Origin of the sequence: Dactylosporangium sp. CA-233914 (assembly GCF_050942935.1) — a bacterium.
GTDB lineage: Bacteria > Actinomycetota > Actinomycetes > Mycobacteriales > Micromonosporaceae > Dactylosporangium.
This window is the reverse complement of record NZ_CP192030.1, coordinates 3051594-3068554: the sequence shown is the minus strand read 5'-3', so window position 1 is coordinate 3068554 and position 16961 is coordinate 3051594. Positions and strand designations below refer to the sequence as shown.

Annotated in this window: 14 protein-coding genes and 1 pseudogene; 5 read left to right on the top strand and 10 right to left on the bottom strand. The window is 70.4% G+C overall.

Annotated features, from left to right (window positions below):
* Positions 1–447: 447 nt before the first annotated feature.
* Positions 448–4746: a discoidin domain-containing protein gene (locus ACQPY0_RS14215; protein ID WP_432988769.1), complete on the bottom strand. Its 4299-nt coding sequence runs from the start codon at positions 4744–4746 to the stop codon at positions 448–450.
* 530 nt (positions 4747–5276) lie between these two features.
* Between ACQPY0_RS14215 and ACQPY0_RS14210 the strand changes: the two genes are divergently transcribed.
* Positions 5277–5720, top strand: coding sequence for a hypothetical protein (locus tag ACQPY0_RS14210; RefSeq protein WP_432988767.1), 444 nt, complete (start codon positions 5277–5279; stop codon positions 5718–5720).
* Between the two features lie 55 nt (positions 5721–5775).
* Here ACQPY0_RS14210 and ACQPY0_RS14205 read toward each other — a convergent pair whose 3' ends face one another.
* The 5 genes from ACQPY0_RS14205 to ACQPY0_RS14185 all read right to left on the bottom strand — a co-directional run bounded on the left by ACQPY0_RS14205 (position 5776) and on the right by ACQPY0_RS14185 (position 9303).
* Complete coding sequence (locus ACQPY0_RS14205; RefSeq protein WP_432988765.1) at positions 5776–6144, bottom strand: hypothetical protein; 369 nt, start codon at positions 6142–6144, stop codon at positions 5776–5778.
* A 185-nt stretch (positions 6145–6329) separates the two neighbouring features.
* Entirely contained in the window at positions 6330–7325 is a 996-nt protein-coding gene (locus ACQPY0_RS14200; RefSeq protein WP_432988763.1) for a trypsin-like serine peptidase, read from the bottom strand.
* Positions 7326–7438: 113 nt separating this feature from the next.
* On the bottom strand, positions 7439–7765 hold the full coding sequence (locus ACQPY0_RS14195; protein ID WP_432988760.1) for a DUF4158 domain-containing protein: 327 nt from the start codon (positions 7763–7765) through the stop codon (positions 7439–7441).
* A gap of 54 nt (positions 7766–7819) precedes the next feature.
* The gene (locus tag ACQPY0_RS14190) at positions 7820–8725 is read right to left on the bottom strand and encodes a GlxA family transcriptional regulator (protein WP_432988758.1); all 906 of its coding nucleotides are present in this window, start codon (positions 8723–8725) and stop codon (positions 7820–7822) included.
* Positions 8722–9303 (bottom strand): cysteine hydrolase family protein, encoded by a 582-nt coding sequence (locus ACQPY0_RS14185; RefSeq protein WP_432988755.1) that lies wholly within the window; start codon positions 9301–9303, stop codon positions 8722–8724. Before ACQPY0_RS14185 ends, ACQPY0_RS14190 begins: the two co-directional genes overlap by 4 nt.
* A gap of 150 nt (positions 9304–9453) precedes the next feature.
* Here ACQPY0_RS14185 and ACQPY0_RS14180 point away from each other — a divergent pair, with 150 nt between their 5' ends.
* Together ACQPY0_RS14180 and ACQPY0_RS14175 are read left to right on the top strand one after the other, a co-directional pair.
* Entirely contained in the window at positions 9454–10230 is a 777-nt protein-coding gene (locus ACQPY0_RS14180; protein WP_432995227.1) for a class I SAM-dependent methyltransferase, read from the top strand.
* Positions 10231–10239: 9 nt separating this feature from the next.
* A complete protein-coding gene (locus tag ACQPY0_RS14175) occupies positions 10240–11070 on the top strand; it encodes a histidinol-phosphatase HisJ family protein (protein ID WP_432988753.1) in 831 nt (276 codons plus the stop codon).
* A gap of 2 nt (positions 11071–11072) precedes the next feature.
* Here ACQPY0_RS14175 and ACQPY0_RS14170 read toward each other — a convergent pair whose 3' ends face one another.
* A complete protein-coding gene (locus tag ACQPY0_RS14170; protein WP_432988751.1) occupies positions 11073–12158 on the bottom strand; it encodes a lytic polysaccharide monooxygenase auxiliary activity family 9 protein in 1086 nt (361 codons plus the stop codon).
* A gap of 193 nt (positions 12159–12351) precedes the next feature.
* On the opposite strand from ACQPY0_RS14170, the gene ACQPY0_RS14165 reads away from it, so the two are divergent.
* Positions 12352–13329, top strand: a complete 978-nt coding sequence (locus tag ACQPY0_RS14165; protein ID WP_432988748.1) for a metallophosphoesterase — start codon at positions 12352–12354, stop codon at positions 13327–13329.
* Positions 13330–13345: 16 nt separating this feature from the next.
* Here the strand turns inward: ACQPY0_RS14165 and ACQPY0_RS14160 are convergent.
* A pseudogene (locus ACQPY0_RS14160) lies at positions 13346–14170 on the bottom strand (IS5/IS1182 family transposase); the annotation flags it as partial.
* A 1294-nt stretch (positions 14171–15464) separates the two neighbouring features.
* Between ACQPY0_RS14160 and ACQPY0_RS14155 the strand changes: the two are divergent.
* Positions 15465–16004 (top strand): hypothetical protein, encoded by a 540-nt coding sequence (locus ACQPY0_RS14155; RefSeq protein WP_432988746.1) that lies wholly within the window; start codon positions 15465–15467, stop codon positions 16002–16004.
* Between the two features lie 37 nt (positions 16005–16041).
* On the opposite strand, the gene ACQPY0_RS14150 is transcribed toward ACQPY0_RS14155, so the two are convergent.
* Positions 16042–16302, bottom strand: a complete 261-nt coding sequence (locus tag ACQPY0_RS14150; RefSeq protein ID WP_432988743.1) for a hypothetical protein — start codon at positions 16300–16302, stop codon at positions 16042–16044.
* Positions 16303–16328: 26 nt separating this feature from the next.
* The gene (locus tag ACQPY0_RS14145; protein ID WP_432988741.1) at positions 16329–16943 is read right to left on the bottom strand and encodes a TetR/AcrR family transcriptional regulator; all 615 of its coding nucleotides are present in this window, start codon (positions 16941–16943) and stop codon (positions 16329–16331) included.
* Between the last annotated feature and the right edge of the window lie 18 nt (positions 16944–16961).

Sequence of the window (16961 nt, the reverse complement as noted above, 5' to 3'; positions counted from 1 at the left end):
GACCACTCACACCAGGCCGGGAAGCCGCCGCCGTCGGCTCCGCCCGGCCCGGGTTGCCCTGACGCCACCCAGCCTCCGGCCGCCACCAGCGCCGACGCCACGACCAATCACGCCAGGCCGGGAAGACTCCGCCCGGCCTGGGTTGCCCTGACGCCACCCCGCCCGCGGCCCCACCAGCGCCGACGCACGACCACTCACACCAGGCCGGGAAGGCTCCGCCTGGCCCGGGTTGCCCTGACGCCGCCCAGCCACCGGGGCCCCACCAGCGCCATCGTCAGCCAGCCCGGATCGCCTGATGCCACCCGGCTACCCGCTCATCACGGCACGTCGCCGAGGATCGCGTGGCCGGCGGTGAAGCGCGCGAGGGCCGCGTCGAAGGAGGCTACGTAGGAAACGAACGGCCGCCGGGGAGACCGGCGGCCGTTCGCGTTCTGGGCTGGTGCGTGGTTACGGGTTGATGGTGAGGGTGAAGGTGGACGTGGTGTTGCGGATGTTCTCGGCGTTGTTCGAGAACGTCAGGTGGTTGAACGTGGCCGACCCGCGGGCCGGGCCCTGGCCGGGCTCGGGCATCTCGTTCGCCCAGATGCCGATGCCGGACTTCGCGTCGAACGCGTCACCGCTGCGCTTCGCGCCGCTGATGGTGATGTTGGTGAAGATGGTGTCCGTGATCAGGTTCTCGGGCGTGTTGGGGTCCTTGTACTTCGTCTGGAACATGATGCCGGAGTACGTCGGGTCCACGATGTCCACATCGGACACCCGGATGCCGCGGAACTCCTTCGAGGCCGAGAACACCCAGATCGCGCCGAACGCCTGCTGGCCCCAGAAGTGGCCGCCGTCGCGGACGAGCGTCACGTTCTGGATCGTCGTGGGCTGCGTGCCGAAGCCGACGAACGGGTAGCCGAAGTCCAGCGAGCTGATCGTGATGCCCGAGTACGTCAGCATGTCCGCGATGTACATGTTGCGGAACGTGTTGTTGTACCCGCCGTAGACCGCGAAGCCGGCCGCGCGCCAGGTGAGCGTCGCGGACAGGTTCTCCCACAGGTTGTCGTGGTTGCCCACCGAGCCGCCGGAGTCGATCGCCGAGAACAGCGCGAACGAGTCGTCACCCGTGCTACGGGCGTCGATGTTGTTCAGGTGGGTGTTGGTCGTGTCGTTGGTGAAGTTGATGCCGTCGGCGAACGTGTTACGGATGCGGCTGTTGGAGATGTTGATGCCGCTGTTGTGCACGCCCCAGTACATGCAGAGGGTGTGCTCCACCCAGACGTTGTCGATCGTGAGGTTCTGGTTGTCCTTGAGCTCGCCCCACACCTTGCCCGGGCCGTCCATACGCTCGACGTAGTTGCCGAAGAAGGCCAGGTTCTTGAACGTGGAGCCGTCCGCCGAGGTCTCGACCCGGAAGCCCGCGTCGGTGTTCTGCTGGTCCTGCGGCGTGGAGAACCTCGTGTACCACGGGCCGGCGCCCACGACCTGCAGCGCCTTGCCGTAGACGTTGAACTTCTGGTTGGTGACGTACGTGCCGGCCGGCAGGTAGACGCCGACGGCCGTGGCGCTCTGCCGCGCGGTGTCGAACGCGTTCTGCACGTCCTGCTGGGTGAAGCCGGCCGGGGTGACGTACGTGGCCGGGTTCGGGTTGGCGATCGGCGAGACCTGCTCGAGGTTGATGAAGTCGACCGCGATGTTGCCGGAGTTGGCCGCGTCCTTCTGCAGCTTGATCGTGCTGCCGGCCGGCACCGTGCTGTCGAGCATGATGTTGGCCTCGTCGTAGATGTGCCGCGGGCCGGTGCCGGGGGAGTTGCTCGGCGACGCCTCGTTGCCGTACAGCCACGTGAACTTCGACGTCAGCGGGATCGCCTTGGCGAAGGAGCCGTTGACGTACACGTTGATCGACGAGGTGGTGCCGTCCGGGATCGAGAACCGCACGACGACCGTGTTCGTGTTCGCCCGGGTGGTCCACTGCACGTACTGCCCGGTCCCGTTCAGCGTGACGGCCTTGCGGCCGGACGCCTCACCCGCCGGGTCACCGATGGTGCGGTTCGGCCCGACGACCTGCGCGCCGCCGCCGACCGTGCCGTCCTCGGCCTCGTACATGTCGTAGGGCATGTTCGCGCCCCGCCCGACGAACATCGGGTTGTCGCTGGTGTTGTTGGCCTGCTTGACCGACAGCTCGTTGGTGTCCGCGGCGAGCACGGTGTGGACCGTGTACTTGCCGTTGACGGCCGTCCAGGTGCCCAGGGTGATCACCGGCGAACTGGCGCCCGCGGCGAGCGTCCCGGTGTACGAACCCGTCAAGGTCTTCACCGTGGCGCCGGTGGAGTCCTGCAGCGTCAGCGTGACCCCGTGCGCGCCGCCGGCCGTGGCCTGCGTGCCCTGGTTCTTGATGACGACGGTGAAGGTGACGGTGTTGCCCGCCGACGGGTTCGACGGCGACCACGCCACCGGCGAGGCGACCAGGTCCGAGCTCTGCACCGGCTGGACCACGAGGTTCGTGCCGGAGGTGAAGGAGTTGTTGGACTCGTCGGTCTCGATGACCGAGTTGCCCTCGTCGACCTTCGCGCTCACCGTGTAGGTGCCCGCGGTGCGCGGCCCGATGTTCGCGGTGAACGTGCCCTGCGCGCCGGCGGCGAGGCCGGTCACGTTGGCGGTGCCGGCCAGGACCGTACCCTGGGCGGTGCCGAGGTAGAAGTTGACGTTCGTCGCGCCCGAGGCGGCGGTGCCGTTGTTCTTCACCGTCGCGGTCAGGTTCACCGAGTCGGTCTCCACCGGCGCGGCCGGCGCCGAGGAGATCGCGGTGACCTGCAGGTCCGGGTTCGGCGCCGGGGTGCCGAAGACCTGGAACTCCGCCACCTGGCCCGACGGGGCGCCGGTGTTGGAGTTGAACTGCAGCCGCACGTCCGCGACCCGGGCGGTGACGGTGATGTCGACCGAGTTGCCGGTCGCCGGGTTCCAGGTGTAGTTCGCCGCCGACACCAGGCTGGTGAACGTCGAGGCGCCCTGCTCGCGCCCCAGCACCTGCAGGTTCTGGGTCCGGGTGCCCCACGCGCTGCTCGGGTCGAGCTTCAGCGTGATCTTGGAGATGTCGTGGTTGGCGCCGAGCTTCACCGTCAGGGTCGCCGGGTAGCCGGCCGCGCCCTCCCAGTACGTCGTGACGCTGTTGTCGTTGGCGTTGGACGGCACGAAGGTGAAGACCGAGCCGCTGGCCTCCATCGTCTTGCCCAGCGCCACGTTCGTGCCCGGCGGCGGGTTGCCGGTGCCGGTGCGGGTGACCGTGTTGCTGGCCGCGGAGGCGTTGCCGGCGGCGTCGCGGGCCTTCACGTAGTACGACACCGTCGCCGAGTCCGGCTGGTTGTCCGTGTAGGTCAGCACGTTGCCGGCGACCGAGGCGCGCAGCGAGTCGTTGGCGTAGACGTCGTACCCGGCGATGGAGCCGCTGTTGTCGGTCGAGGCGGTCCAGGTGAGCTTGATCTGGCCGCCGGCCGGCTGGGTGTAGGCGAGGTTGCCCGGCGCGGTCGGCGCCTGGGTGTCGGGGTTGGTGCCGGTGCGGGTCACCGTGTTGGACGCCGGCGACTGGTTGCCGGCGGCGTCGCGGGCCTTCACGTAGTACGCGACCGTCGCGGTGTCGGGCTGGCTGTCGGTGTACGTCAGCACGTTGCCGGCCACGCTGGTGCGCAGGGTGTTGTTGGCGTAGATGTCGTACCCGGCGATGGAGCCGCTGTTGTCGGTCGAGGCGGTCCAGGTCAGCTTGATCTGGCCGCCGGCCGGCTGGGTGTAGGCGAGGTTGCCCGGCGCGGTGGGCGCCTGGGTGTCACCGGTCGTCGGGCCGTAGACCTCGAGCTCCGAGATCTGCGCCGCCGGCCAGCCGGTGTTCGCCGAGATGTTCACCCGCACGTACCGCGTGGTCGTCTGCGTGAACGGGATCGTCACCGTGTTGCCGGCGCTCGGGGTGAAGTTGTACCCGTTGGAGGCCACGATGTCCGAGAAGGTGCTGCCGTTGGTGCTGCCCTGCACGGCGAGCGTCTCGGTGCGCGCGCCCCAGGAGGCGGGCAGCTTCAGCACCACGGAGTTGACCGGCACCGCGGAGCCCAGGTCGACCTGCAGCCACTGCGGGAAGGCGCCGGAGCTCTCCCAGTACGAGTTCTGGTTCGAGTCGCCGCCGTTGGCCGGCACGTACTGCCCGTTCTGGGTGCTGGCGGTGAACGTCTTGCCGGCGGCCAGGTTGGTGCCCGACGTCGACACGCCGTAGATCTCGAACTCGGAGACCTGCGCGGCGGGCCAGCCGGTGTTGGCCGAGAAGTTCAGCCGGACGTACCGCGTGGTCGTCGCGTTGAAGCTGATGGTGACCGTGTTGTGGGTGGACGGGTCGAACACGTACCCGGCCGAGCCGACGATGGTGCTGAAGCTCGTGCCGTCGTCGCTGCCGGTCACCGACAGTGTCTCGGTGCGGGTCTGCCAGGCGGCATCGTCGGGCAGTTTGAGCTTGATCTGGTCGATACTCTTGGCGCTGCCGAGGTCGATCTGCGCCCACTGCGGCCAGGAGTTGTTGGCGCTCTCCCAGTAGCTGGCCTGGTTGCCGTCGTTGATGTTGCCGATGCCGTTGGCGCCGTTGGTGCTGCTGGAGGTGGCGGGGCGGCCGGAGGCGAGGTTCGGCCCGCCGGCGGCCTGCGCCGGCAGCGTCTGCGCCGTCACGGCGACGAGGGTGGCCACGGCGAACACCGCGAACACCCTTCGCGTCACGGTCCTGGATCTCATCGGGTTCCTTACGTCGTGTGTCATGCGTCCGAGCGGGGTGGTTGTGGTGCGGGGACGTGGCGACGCGTGGCGATGGACGTAACTCGACCTGCGACGAGGCTTTGGCGGGGGTCGGCGTGCGGTCCTTGCTGCTGCGGTGGCGGCCACGGGCGTGCTTGACTGCGATACGGTCACGGACCCGGCGGCGGCCCGCGGCCGGACATCTCCCACTGCACTGGTTCGGCCTCTCCGTAGGCGGGGTGTGATCGAGTTGCGGAGAGTAGCAGTAAGTCTGTCGGACGCTCGTAGGAATCTTGCACGGCGTTGCGCCAAATGTTGCAGACTCGCTACCGGCTCGTCAACGGTCTACGCCCCGCATGGACGCCCGAAGTGCCATCGATCTTCGTTTGTGTACCTTCCCGTGTACTTCTTGCGTTGGAATCTGCGCGACTGTACAAACTTCAGCGACGACGTTCGAAACGTTCCGGATTCGTTGCCGACGGCTCCGGTGTCGCCGGTTTCGGCGGCGTCCACACGCGAGGGGAGCCGCGATGGTGAGCAAGGCACGCGCCGGTGCCGGCTCCGACCAGCTCGCGCCGCGCCGGGCCAACCTGACCCGGCCCCTGCGCCACCTGCGCACGGGCGGCCCCCGCACGCGGGCCGCGATCGCCGCCGCGGGCGAGGTCGGCGTGGGCAGCGGCGTCATCGTCGACGGCCACCTGCTGCGCGGCACCGACGGCATCTCGGGCGAGGTCCACATGCCGGCACCCCGTGCGGCTGCGGCCCGGGCCGGCTGCCGGGAGACGAAGATGGGCCTGGCTACCCCCGACGCCGCCCGCGGCCTGGGCGCCGGCCCGACCCCCGACCCTGATCCCGTCCGCCCAGGCCAACCTGGCCCGCCTGGCGGTCGCCTCCACGGCCGCCCGCTGCCACTTCGTCGCCTCACACCTGGGCTTCACCGCCGCAGCGAGAGCCGCCACCACCGCAACGCATGATCGACGACCCGACGGCGGTGTCCCTGACCGCACCGGCGCCCCTGGCCGGGGTCCGCTAGCCTGCGCCCGAACTGTCGTTCACCGTCGACGACGCGAGCGCCGTTCCCGCCCGCCGGATCTCGCCTCCGCCGGCAACACGCGATGGTGCCGTTGCGCGCCGAAGACCGCATCGATCACCACCGCAGCCCCCCGCGGTGCGCCAAGCCGAACGATGGCCGGCTGCCGCATCCGTACCGCCGCCGCACTCGCGGCTGGCGCGTCCGCCCCGGACGGCAGCGACAACCATCACGTCCGGCGTCTGGTACGCAAGCCCGCTCGGCGCACCCTCACATCCACCGATGTCAACGGTGTAGGTCAGCGCCAAATCCTGCGTGCCGGTGAGCCGGCTTGCCGACGCGAGCCCGACGAGGAGTTCGCCGTCCATCGGCAGTACCGAAGGATGCGGCGCCGGTGAACTGCGCACAAGTGTGCGGCGCGGGCACGCCGACCGGGCCGCTCGGGTTGGCCGGCGCGGGTGCGGCCGACTGCGATCGGTTCCTCGGGCCGGCCCGCAAGGTGGTGCCGATCGCGACGACCGGCACCACCTCGAGATGTGCGGAGGTCACGGCGTCAGGGCGAGGCGTTCTCGGCGGCGTTGTACAGGTTGAGGGTGTCGCCGTCGTAGTACGGGCCGAACACGGGACCCTGCGGGTCCGGGTTGATGCCGTACGAGGTGTTGCTGACCGCAATGCCCAGGCCGTTGGCGAAGTCCCGCAGCCACGGGCCGCCACTGGAGCCTGTGCCCAGGTTGCAGTTGAGCTTCTGGTCGGAGTTGGTGATGCTGCGCCGGCTGAGCTGGCCCTGGCAGCTGGCCTGCTGCTCACCGCCGGCGACATTGCTCGGGTATCCGATGAAGGTGATGAACGGCCGGCCCGGGTTGATCTGAAGACCGTTGCCGCCCACCGCGTCCACGATCCGCTGGCCGCTGGAATTGTTCTGGGTGATGGCGAAGGCGTAGTCGTAGTGGCGGTCGCGGTTGTTGATCCAGCCGCCCTGCGCCCACAGCTGGAAGGCCGGGAAAATGCCCGCCGAGCCAGCACCGAAATTGTAGCCGGGTTTGAAAACCCAGTTCTCCATCCAGCCACCGTTGCCGTACACGCAGTGCCCGGCGGTGAGCACGAGGCGGCGCTTGCCACTGTTGACGGCGCCGGCGGAACAGGCATGGTCGAGGCCGTCGGCCGGGTCCCGGTAGAAGACCCGGCCCTCAGTGTTGGTGAACGCGACGGCCAGCGACAGATCGGCCTTGGCCGCCGTCGGCGCGGCGACGAGCTGCGGCTTGCCCTCCGTTCGCCGGTCCGGCGCCGACATACCACCGACGTTCGTCACGGGCTTGGCGGCCGCGATCCGCTCGGGTGTCCAGTACGCCGAGATGACCGCCGCCGCGGTGGTCGATGTCGCCATCCGGGCCTGGCGGGTGGCCGGGTCGAACACTGGCACGAGGTCGGATCCGACGGCGACGCTACCGGCCTCCGCAGCCACAGACGGCGCCGCGCCGGCCACACCGGGCGTCGCCACGGCGACCGCCACGAGAGTGGACACTCCGATGGCGATTCTGAGCAGGTGCACGCTTCCCCTCCTTCAAGATGATTTTGCAGCTTCACCTCCATCGATGTTTTCAATCGCCAATTGGCGGGTCAATGGCCGATTAACGACAAGTGCATTAATAGACGATTGACAATTTAGAAAAGTTTTGGCAAAAACGAATTGAACGTGCCGAAACCCAGGGGGATTTCTCCAGACCCCGCCAGCGGCATTCGCCTGGCGAGGTCTGCCGCTATCCAAGATCGAAGATTTGGCGGGCTGGGCCGGCCGATCCGTGAGCATCTGCTCGCGCTGCCGGGCGTGACCTCGGTCAGGCAGTGGCCCAGGTAGCGCACGGTATCGATCTGCACCGCCACGCCAAGCCGGTTGTGATCACCGCGCTTGTTCGCGATCAGATCCAGCGCCGTCCCGTCGAGCAGGGAGAAACCCTCCAGATCCGGCCGGGTGAGCGTTGATTTTCGCACGGATCTTTCTCGACCCCGAGAGTGAGCGCGGCGCGGTACCGCCGAGATGATCTCTCACACCTCCCGCGCGCGGAGGCGGCGCAGCATGCGGGCGTCTTCGAAGCCCGCGGCGCGGGCGGCCGCCTCGACCGTGGCGCCGTGGCTGATGAGGTGCTCGGCGCGCTCCACGCGCAGCAGCTGCTGGTAGCGCAGCGGGGTCAGGCCCGTCGCCTCGCCGAAGGCGCGGGTCAGGGTCCGCTCGCTCACGCCCGCGGCGCCGGCGAGGCCGCGCAGCGGCAGGCGCTCGGTGAAGCGGGCGTCGATGAGGTCCTGCACGCGGTGCACGACGTCGCTGAGGTGGTCGCGGTGGCGCAGCATCGCGCTGTGCTGGGGCTCGTCGCCGTTGCGCCGAGCGTAGACGACCATCTCGCGGGCGATTTGGGCCGCCACCGCCGGGCCGTGCCTGGTCGCGACCAGGTGCAGGGCCAGGTCGATGCCGCTGGCGATGCCGGCCGAGGTCACGATCCGCTCGTCGACCACGAACAGCACGTCGCGGACCACCCGGGCGGCCGGGTAGCGCTCCGCGAGGTCGTCCTGCAGGCCGTGGTGGGTGGTGCAGCGGCGGCCGTCGAGCAGGCCGGCCTGGCCCAGCGCGTCGGCGCCCGCGCACACCGACGCGACCGTCCCGCCGCGGCGGTGGTGCTCAGCGAGGCGGGCGCGGGTCGATCCGGTCAGGCGGCCGTGGTGGCCCAGGCGGTGGCCGCGCCAGCCGGGGACGACGACCAGGTCCCCGGCGTCGAGGGCGGGCCACTCGGTCCGGGCGCGCACGGGCAGGCCCTGGGCGGTCGGGACCTCCTCCCGCTCGGCCACGTAGTGCAGCTCGTAGCCCAGGCCGAGGTCCCGCACGGTGGAGAACACCTGTGCGGGGCCGGCCAGGTCGAGCAGGTGCACCTGCGGCACGAGCAGGAAGACGACCCTCACCGGGCGAGGACCTCCTTGACGGTCGCGATGGTGGCGAAGCGACCGGCCAGAGCATATTCGGTGCGGGCGATCACGTCCGCGGTCCTCAGCGTCCGCGGGCTGCTCAGGATCTGCTCGTACGGCAGGTCGCGCTCGTCGCGGTGCGCGATCGGGAACGTGGCGGTCGCCTCGGTGACGAACGTGACGTCGTAGCCCAGATCGCCGGCGAGGCGGGTGGTGGTCTCGCAGCACAGCTCGGTCTGGATGCCGGTGACGATCAGGTGGCGGATGCCCCCGGCGGTCAGCAGCTGCTGCAGGCCGGTCGTGGTGAACGCGTTCGCGGAGGTCTTGACCAGCTCGGGCTCGCCGGGAAGGGGTTGCAGGTCCGGCAGGTACCGCAGGAAACCGCGCGCCGGGTCGAAGACGTCGCCGGCGCCGGGCGCGGCGTGCAAGACCCATACAACGAGGTCGCCGCGCTCGCGGGCGTCGGCGACGAGCGGGGCGACGGTGGCGGCGATGTCCGGGTTCGACACGGCGGCCCAGCTGGGCCGCTGCCGGAAGGACTCCTGGATGTCGATGACGACGAGTGCGCTTCGCATGCCGTCGATCCTGCCGCCCGCGTACCGCGCGCCACCAGGCACGGCCAGGTCGTGAGGCGGACCGATCCGGCCATCGGCTTGACCATATAATGGGAAGTGCATACCGAATTATGGGAAGCAAATACTACTGTCCGAGACATGGCTACGAACGTGTACACCCACGGGCACCACGAGTCGGTGCTGCGCTCCCACCGCTGGCGCACCGCCGAGAACTCCGCCGCCTACCTGCTGCCGGTGCTCAACGAGAAGATGAAGGTGCTCGACGTCGGCGCGGGGCCCGCGACCATCACCCGCGACCTGGCCGGCCGCGTCGCGCACGTCACCGCGCTGGAGGCCAACGAGGAGGCGGTCGGCGTCGCCCGCGCGGGGCTCGCCGGGGTCGGCAACGCCGACGTCGTGCTGGGCGACGTGCACGCGCTGCCGTTCCCCGACGACACGTTCTGCGTCGTGCACGCCCACCAGGTGCTGCAGCACGTCGCCGACCCGGTGCTGGCGCTCAGCGAGATGCGGCGGGTGTGCAAGCCCGGCGGCTACGTGGCCGCCCGCGACAGCGACTACGCGGCGTTCACCTGGTTCCCCCGACTGCCCGAGCTCGACGACTGGCTGGCGCTCTACCAGCGGATGGCCCGCGCCAACGGCGGCGAGCCCGACGCCGGGCGGCGGCTGCTGGCCTGGGCGCACGCGGCCGGGTTCGCCGAGGTGACCGCGACGTCGAGCACCTGGTGCTTCGCCGACGACGAGGACCGGGCGTGGTGGGGCGGCATGTGGGCCGACCGCGTGCGCGAGTCCGCGATGGCCCGCCAGGCGCTCGCGGCCGGGGTGGCGCAGGAGGAGCTGGAGCGTCTCTCGGCGGGCTGGCGAACCTGGGCCGCGGACTCCGACGGCTGGCTGTCCATCCTGCACGGGGAGATCCTGGCGCGGCCGTAGCATGCACTCGTGAATGAGCTGCCCGCCGACCTGCACACGCACACCCAGTTCTCCTGGGACACCCAGACCGGGGACATGGACGGATCGTGCGCGCGGGCGGTCGAGCTCGGGCTGCCGGCGATCGCCTTCACCGAGCACACCGACTTCGTGTCGTGGACCGTCGAGCCCGCGTCCGTGCCCGAGCGGTGGGCGCCACACATGGCCGGCCCCGCGAGCCTCGCCCCGCCGCCGCTGGACCTGGCGGGATACCTGGAGGCGATCGACCGGTGCCGCGTGAAGTACCCCACGCTGAAGATCATCACCGGGGTCGAGCTCGGCGAGCCGCACTGGTTCGCTGAGCAGGCCGCCGCCCTGCTGGCCAGCCACCCGTTCGAGCGGGTCATCGGCTCGCTGCACTCGCTCGAGGCCCGCGGGCGGCACCGGCTCGTCGAGGACGAGTACGCCACCCGCCCCGTCCCCGACGTGCTGCGGGACTACTTCGCCGAGACGATCCGCATGATCGAGGCGTGCGGGGACTTCTCCACCCTGACGCACCTCGACTACCCCGTGCGCTACGTCCCCGCGCAGTTCACGTTCGACATCGCCGATTTCGAGGATGAGGTACGGCAGGTGCTGCGCTCCCTCGCCGGCACCGGCCGCGCGCTGGAGGTCAACACCCGCCGGACCCTCGAACCGCTGCTGCTGCACTGGTGGCGGGAGGCCGGCGGCGCCGCCGTCAGCTTCGGCAGCGACGCGCACCGGCCCGACGCGGTGGCCGCCAACTTCACGGCGGCCGCCGCGCTGGCCGAGGCCGCCGGGTTCCGGCCGGGCCGGCACCCGTACGAGCACTGGATCCGGTAGGACTACTGTGCCGTACAGGTCAGGGTCGGTGCGTTGTTCGTGCCGGTCCACGAGCCGTTGAAGCCGAAGCTCGTGCTCTGGCCCGGGCTGAGGCGGCCGTTGTAGCTCGCGTTCGCCGCCGTCACCGTCGAGCCGCTCGTGGTCAGCGTCGCGTTCCAGGAGCTGGTGACGGTCTGGCCGTTGGCGAAGGTCATCTTCACCGTCCACGTGCTGATCCCCGCCGAGCCGGCGGTGACCGTCACGCTGGCGCCGAAGCCGCCGGCCCACTCGGAGGTCTTCGCGTACGCCGCGGTGCAGCCGCCCGGGCCCGGCGAGGCCGACGCCGACGCCGACGGGCTGGCGGAGCGCGACGGCGACGCGGAGGCGGACGGGGACTTCGACGGCGACGCGGAGGTCGAGGGCGAGGGCGAGCCGCCGCCGCTGCCGGTGAAGATGATGTCGCTGCACAGGTAGTACGACTGGTCCAGGTGGCTGGCCTGCCAGATCACGTACATCACGTGCCGGCCGGTGCGGGTGCCGGCGTCGACGTCGGCCTGGTACATCGGGGCGGGCGCGTACCGGCCGGTGCGCTGGATCAGCTCGAGGCTGTTCCAGGTCAGCGGCTGTGTCGTCGGGTCGAAGCCCTGCTTGGTGATGTAGATGAGCAGGTAGTCCGCGCCGTGCTGGGCCTGGTCGGTCAGCGTCATCGTGAACTTGTTCGGCTTCGTCGCCGCGACCCACGGGCCGACCGTGTCCAGGGAGGCGTAGAAGCCGTTCTGGGTGCGCCCGCCGCTGCACAGCTGCCCGTCGGGGATGGCCGCCTGGTGGTTACCGGCGACGCCCTCGCGGTACAGGCCGTTCCAGTTCCACATGGTGTTGGGGTTGGCCTGCCACGCCTGGGCACACATCGGGTCGGTGTCGGCCATGTGCGGGTTCTGGAAGTCGGAGCCCCAGCGGGCCCAGCAGCCGTAGTTGCGCGACGGCGGGTCGGTGACCGACCCGTGCGCGGAGGCCGGCTGCGGCCGGTCGAGCACGATCAGGCCCAGGGTCGCGGCCAGCACGGCCAGGACCCCGGCCGCGATCCGCCGGGCTGTCGGTGAAAGTTGCATCGGTACTCCTCGGGGGTGCGCTCGCGCCACCGGCGGCCTGCGGGCGCGGCGGCGACGCGGCTGACGTCGGACGATACGAGGTCAACGCGCGCGGCTCCCGCCGGGAGAGTAGCCGAGTAAGTGAGGAATGTGAATATCTGGAACGCCGGTTAATCCGTTGCCGCCCCGGGCGGGCCTGCCTAACGTCGGATGAATGGCGCGCACGATCGTCGTCGGTGACGTCCACGGCTGCTTCGCGGAGCTCGCCGCGCTACTGGAGCTCGCCGCCGTGCGCGACGAGGACCTCCTGGTGAGCGTCGGCGACCTCGTCGACCGCGGGCCGGAGCCGGCCGAGGTGATCCGGCTCTTCCGCGAGCGGCCGAACTCGGTCGTCGTGACCGGCAACCACGAGCGCAAGCACGTGCGCGGGATCTTCTCCTACGCCCAGGAGATCACGCGGCTGCAGCTGGGACCCGGCTACGGTGACGCCGTCGGGTGGATGGCGACGCTGCCGTACCACTTCGAGAACGCCCACGTCCGGGTCGTGCACGCCGCGCTGCTGCCGGGCGTGCCGCTGTCCGGGCAGCCGGAGGAGCTGCTGTGCGGCTCGACCGCGGGCGAGCGCGTGCTGGCCGGGCACTTCCCGCAGGGGCACTGGCACGAGCGGTACACCGGCCCGAAGCCCGTCGCGTTCGGCCATCACGTCACGGGCCGCGCCCCGCTGCTGCGCGACGGCGTCGTCTTCGGCCTCGACACCGGCGCCTGCCACGGCTGGAACCTGACGGCGGTGTCGTTCCCGGACCGCACGGTGTACTCAGTGCCGGCGCGCGCGGACCACTGGGCGCGCATCAGGCGCGAGTGGCAGGAGCCGGTGCTCAAGACCCGGCCGTGGCTCGACATGCCCTGGCCGGAGCTGGCCGCCGAGGCCTCCCGCCATGCCGGCACCCCGTGGGTCGCCGGGCTGTCGTCGTGGGCCGCGGCGCTGCGGGCCCTCGAACCGGCGCTGGCAGCGGCCGCCCGCGCGAGCGCGGCGACCCTCGACCCGGCCGCCATGCGCGCCCACCCGGCCGCGCCGACGCTGTTCCAGGCCGCGTCCGGCCGCCTGGACGTGGCACGCACGTGCCGGACCCCGCGCCGCACCCTGGCGCTGGCCGAGGCGCTCGGCGTCGCCACCCCGGAGCCGCCCTTTTAGAGGCCGCGCAATCATGGGCGGGGCGCTTGTCCCACCGGTACAGGGTCCACGCCTGCCGGATCGGGCTATGTGGCGTGGTGATGGTGTCGGCGAGGTGAAGGAACGCGTTGATGACGTGTGCTGTGCGTTGGTAGCAGCGTTGCAGGCGGTTGGTGGCGTTGTGTGAGGAGTTCGTGCGCTCGACGTGCCATCTCCGGCTCGCCTGGATGGGCGCTTTGTCGCCTTGCTGGGTGATTTCGCCGTCCAGGGTTCCGGGCAGCCGGAACCTTGCGGGTGACCGCCGAGTCGTCGCCGGTGTCCAGATGCGCCGTCACCTGCTGGGGCAGCGGACCGAACGCGTCCGGTGTGTCGGGGGTTGGCCCCAGCAGCAGTGGTGGATCGTGTCGGTTCGCGCCGGCCGGGACCCGATCCTGAGGGATCCCTGTACCCTCGACCGTGCTGGAGCGTTTTATCCCATGTTTGCCCCGGTCGGCCGGGGCCGGCCGGCGACCTCACCGCCGCCGGGAACCTTGGTGATGCATCCATCCACGGCGATGCCCTCCCAGACCAGGCCGACAATCCGGTCGTAAGCCCCCAAAACAATCATGTTGAGTTATTTGAACACACCCAAAGCGATCCACTCGTCACGCCGGTTCCGGATCGTCGTCGCCGAACAGCCCCTGTCCCCGATCGACTCGTACGAACATCCGAACCGCAACACCTGGAACAACTTCTCGAACACCAACCGATCCACCACCCGCAGACTGTGACAGCCCAGCGGATGCAAGGGATTCACCACCGGCCATAAAATTGAGACGAGCGGAGCCGCAACGCACTGCTGCACCTTCTTGCACCAGCGCAGCTTCGCACCACCCATTGTGAGGGACACGGTCGACGCACGCGCCTCGTGCGTCGTCGTCGTTCTTGAGGCGCACGGAAATGCTGGTCGGTGGCCCGTTGGGATAGGGCCGGACGGATTTCGTGCGTGACATTTCCCGGGAACAGTTCTCATGTGCCGGCAGGCGCTGATGCTCGCCGGTATTGCTTCGCGGTGCCGTGTCGGCGGGCCGGCGCGGATTCTCGCGGGCGTGCCCGCGCCGCGCCGACGGGCCGGCAGGATGGCGCTGATGCGGTGGGTGCGGGTGGACACTGCGAGGCGGGGCCGGGTTGACCGGCACCATGCGTCGGATGCGGCACTGCGGTGTGGTCGTCCGAGCCGGTACCGATCGCGGGACGGTCCGGGCTGCGCGGGCCCTTCGGCCGGCGGCGGTGCTTGGGCCGCTGGCGGTGTTTCGGCCGCTGGCGGTGTTTCGGCCGGTGGCGTGCCGAGGCCCTGTCCTTGGCCGGCGGTGCCGAGGTCCTGGCTGGGGCCTTGGCCGGCGGCCGCGCCGTAGCCGTGGCCATGCGCGGTGCCGGGGTTGTGGCTGGGCCATGCCGGAGTCGTGCGCGGCACCGAGGCCGGGGCGAGGGTCGTGGCCGTGCGCGGCGCCGAGGCCGTGGCGGAGGCCGTGGCGGAGGCCGGGGCGAGGGTCGTGGCCGTGCGCGGCGCCGAGGCCGTGGCGGAGGCCGTGGCGGAGGCCGTGGCGGGGGCCGTGGCGGGGGCCGTGGCGGGGGCCGTGGCCGTGGCGGGAGCCGGGGCTGGTTCGTTCACTGAGTCTTCCCGGCCATCGGCAGCCACGCTTGCCGACGGGGTACTCGCGCGTATTCGGCGGAGTTTCTCGGCATGTCGCTGGGCAAGGCCCCACGCGCGATGCCGAGCATGTTCCCGACGGAACTCCTCATTCGCCACGGAATAACGACGCGACCTGGTCCGGTCACGCATGGCAGCCAATTCAGACTTGCTAAACAATTGCAGCTGCCCCATGCATTCATTCTCCCAGAATCCAGCCCGACCCGCCGCCCCGCACAGCCGGCGGAAATGTCAAATGGTGCACACACACGCCGCATCGAGGCCTGCTACCCAACGCGACAGAGGCCGGGTCGCCGGCCACGAACATACCGAATACAGAGGCACCCAATCACGACGCCAGGTCACTGCGGCACCTCGCCCCAGCGTCGTGGTGCTTGACGCAGGAACGCTAGACCGAAGGCAGACGACAAGACGGCTCGACAACACCGACGCCCCCGCCGTGGCGAGCCCTCATCGAACACTGCCCGTGCGAGATCAACAGATCGTCGGCCCGATCCGGGAGGACATCGCCGTGGACGGATACATCACCAAGGCTCCCGGCAGCGGTGAGGTCCCCGACCGACCCCCGGCCGACCGGGGCAAACATGAGATAGAACGCCCCAGCACGGTCGAGGGTACAGGGATCCCTCAGGATCAGGTCCCGGCCGGCGCGAACCGACACGATCCACCACTGCAGGGGCCAACCCCCGACACACCGGACGCGTCCGGTCCGTTGCCCGAGCAGGTGACGGCGCATCTGCGCGAGGTTCCGGCTGCCCGAACCCTGGACGGCGAAATCACCCACAAAGGCGACAAAGAGCCCATCCAGGCGAGTCGGAGGTGGCACGTCGAGTGGACGAACTCCTCGCACAACACCTCCAACCGCCGGCAACGCTGCTACCAACGCAAAGCACGCCTCATCAACGCGTTCCTTGACCTCGCCGACACCATCACCACGCCACATAGCCCAATCCGGCAGGCGTGGACCCTATACCGGTGGGACAAGCGCCCCGCCCGCCGCCCATGATCTTGACCTACTTGCGCGGCCTCTAAGGCGGCCGGCCTCACCCGGCGAGTTCCGCCGTCCGCTCCGCGCCGCGGCGCTCGTTGCCCACGATGTCGTACTGCAGCGAGCCGACCATCCGCGCCTGCCGCTCGGCGGCCGCGGCGTCGGCGAGGCGGCGGACGCCGACCCGGATCGCGAAGTACATCAGGTGGTCCCGCAGGTCCCCGCCCAACCCGGCGGCGACGCGGTCCGCCAGGGCGTGCACCGCCTCCGCCCCGCCGAGGTGCCCGGCGGCGGCCCCAGGGACAAGGTCAGGCATCGCGAGGGTTTCGCTTTGCGACCAGGTCAAGCACCGCGAGGGTGTCGCCCACCGATCCCACCGACCAGGTCGAGCACCGCGAGCACGCCGCGTTCGACCGTGTCCCGGTCCGGCGGTGGCCCGGTGCGGTCGGCGAAGAGCAGGTGCGCGGACCCGATCAGCATGGCCCCCAGCGACCCCGGATCGACCCCGGGCGCGACGCGGCCGAGATCACGCTCGGCGGCGAGGTAGTCCGCGAGCATCTTCGCCGCCTCGGTCAGCACCGGGACCCCGGCCGGCCAGGTGTCACGCAGCCGCGCGCGCAACTCGTCACGGAAGGTGACCAGCGCGACAATGGCAACGGCCACGGACCCGAACACGGCCACGAGCGTGTCGGTGACATTACCGGCGACGGTGCCAGAACCGGCCTGCTCCCGCAGCCGCGCGGCCTGCGGCGCCATGCGGTCGGCCCGATCCAGCACGAACTCGGCCAGGAACGCGTCGAAGTCCGCGAAGTGTTTGTGCAGCACGCCTTTGGCGCAGCCGGCCTCGGCCGTCACGGCGCGACTGGTCAGCCCACTGGGCCCGTCGCGCAGGAGAATCCGGTCCGCGGCGTCGAACAACTGCTCGCGAACATCACGGATGGCTACCCCGGTAGGCACCCGCCACCCCGCCTCCCG

Coding starts and splice junctions, on each gene's coding strand:
- ACQPY0_RS14215 (WP_432988769.1), bottom strand. CDS start 4,746: ATGAGATCCAGGACCGTGACGCGAAGGGTGTTCGCGGTGTTCGCCGTG.
- ACQPY0_RS14210 (WP_432988767.1), top strand. CDS start 5,277: ATGGTGAGCAAGGCACGCGCCGGTGCCGGCTCCGACCAGCTCGCGCCG.
- ACQPY0_RS14205 (WP_432988765.1), bottom strand. CDS start 6,144: ATGGACGGCGAACTCCTCGTCGGGCTCGCGTCGGCAAGCCGGCTCACC.
- ACQPY0_RS14185 (WP_432988755.1), bottom strand. CDS start 9,303: ATGCGAAGCGCACTCGTCGTCATCGACATCCAGGAGTCCTTCCGGCAG.
- ACQPY0_RS14170 (WP_432988751.1), bottom strand. CDS start 12,158: ATGCAACTTTCACCGACAGCCCGGCGGATCGCGGCCGGGGTCCTGGCC.
- ACQPY0_RS14165 (WP_432988748.1), top strand. CDS start 12,352: ATGGCGCGCACGATCGTCGTCGGTGACGTCCACGGCTGCTTCGCGGAG.
- ACQPY0_RS14150 (WP_432988743.1), bottom strand. CDS start 16,302: ATGCCTGACCTTGTCCCTGGGGCCGCCGCCGGGCACCTCGGCGGGGCG.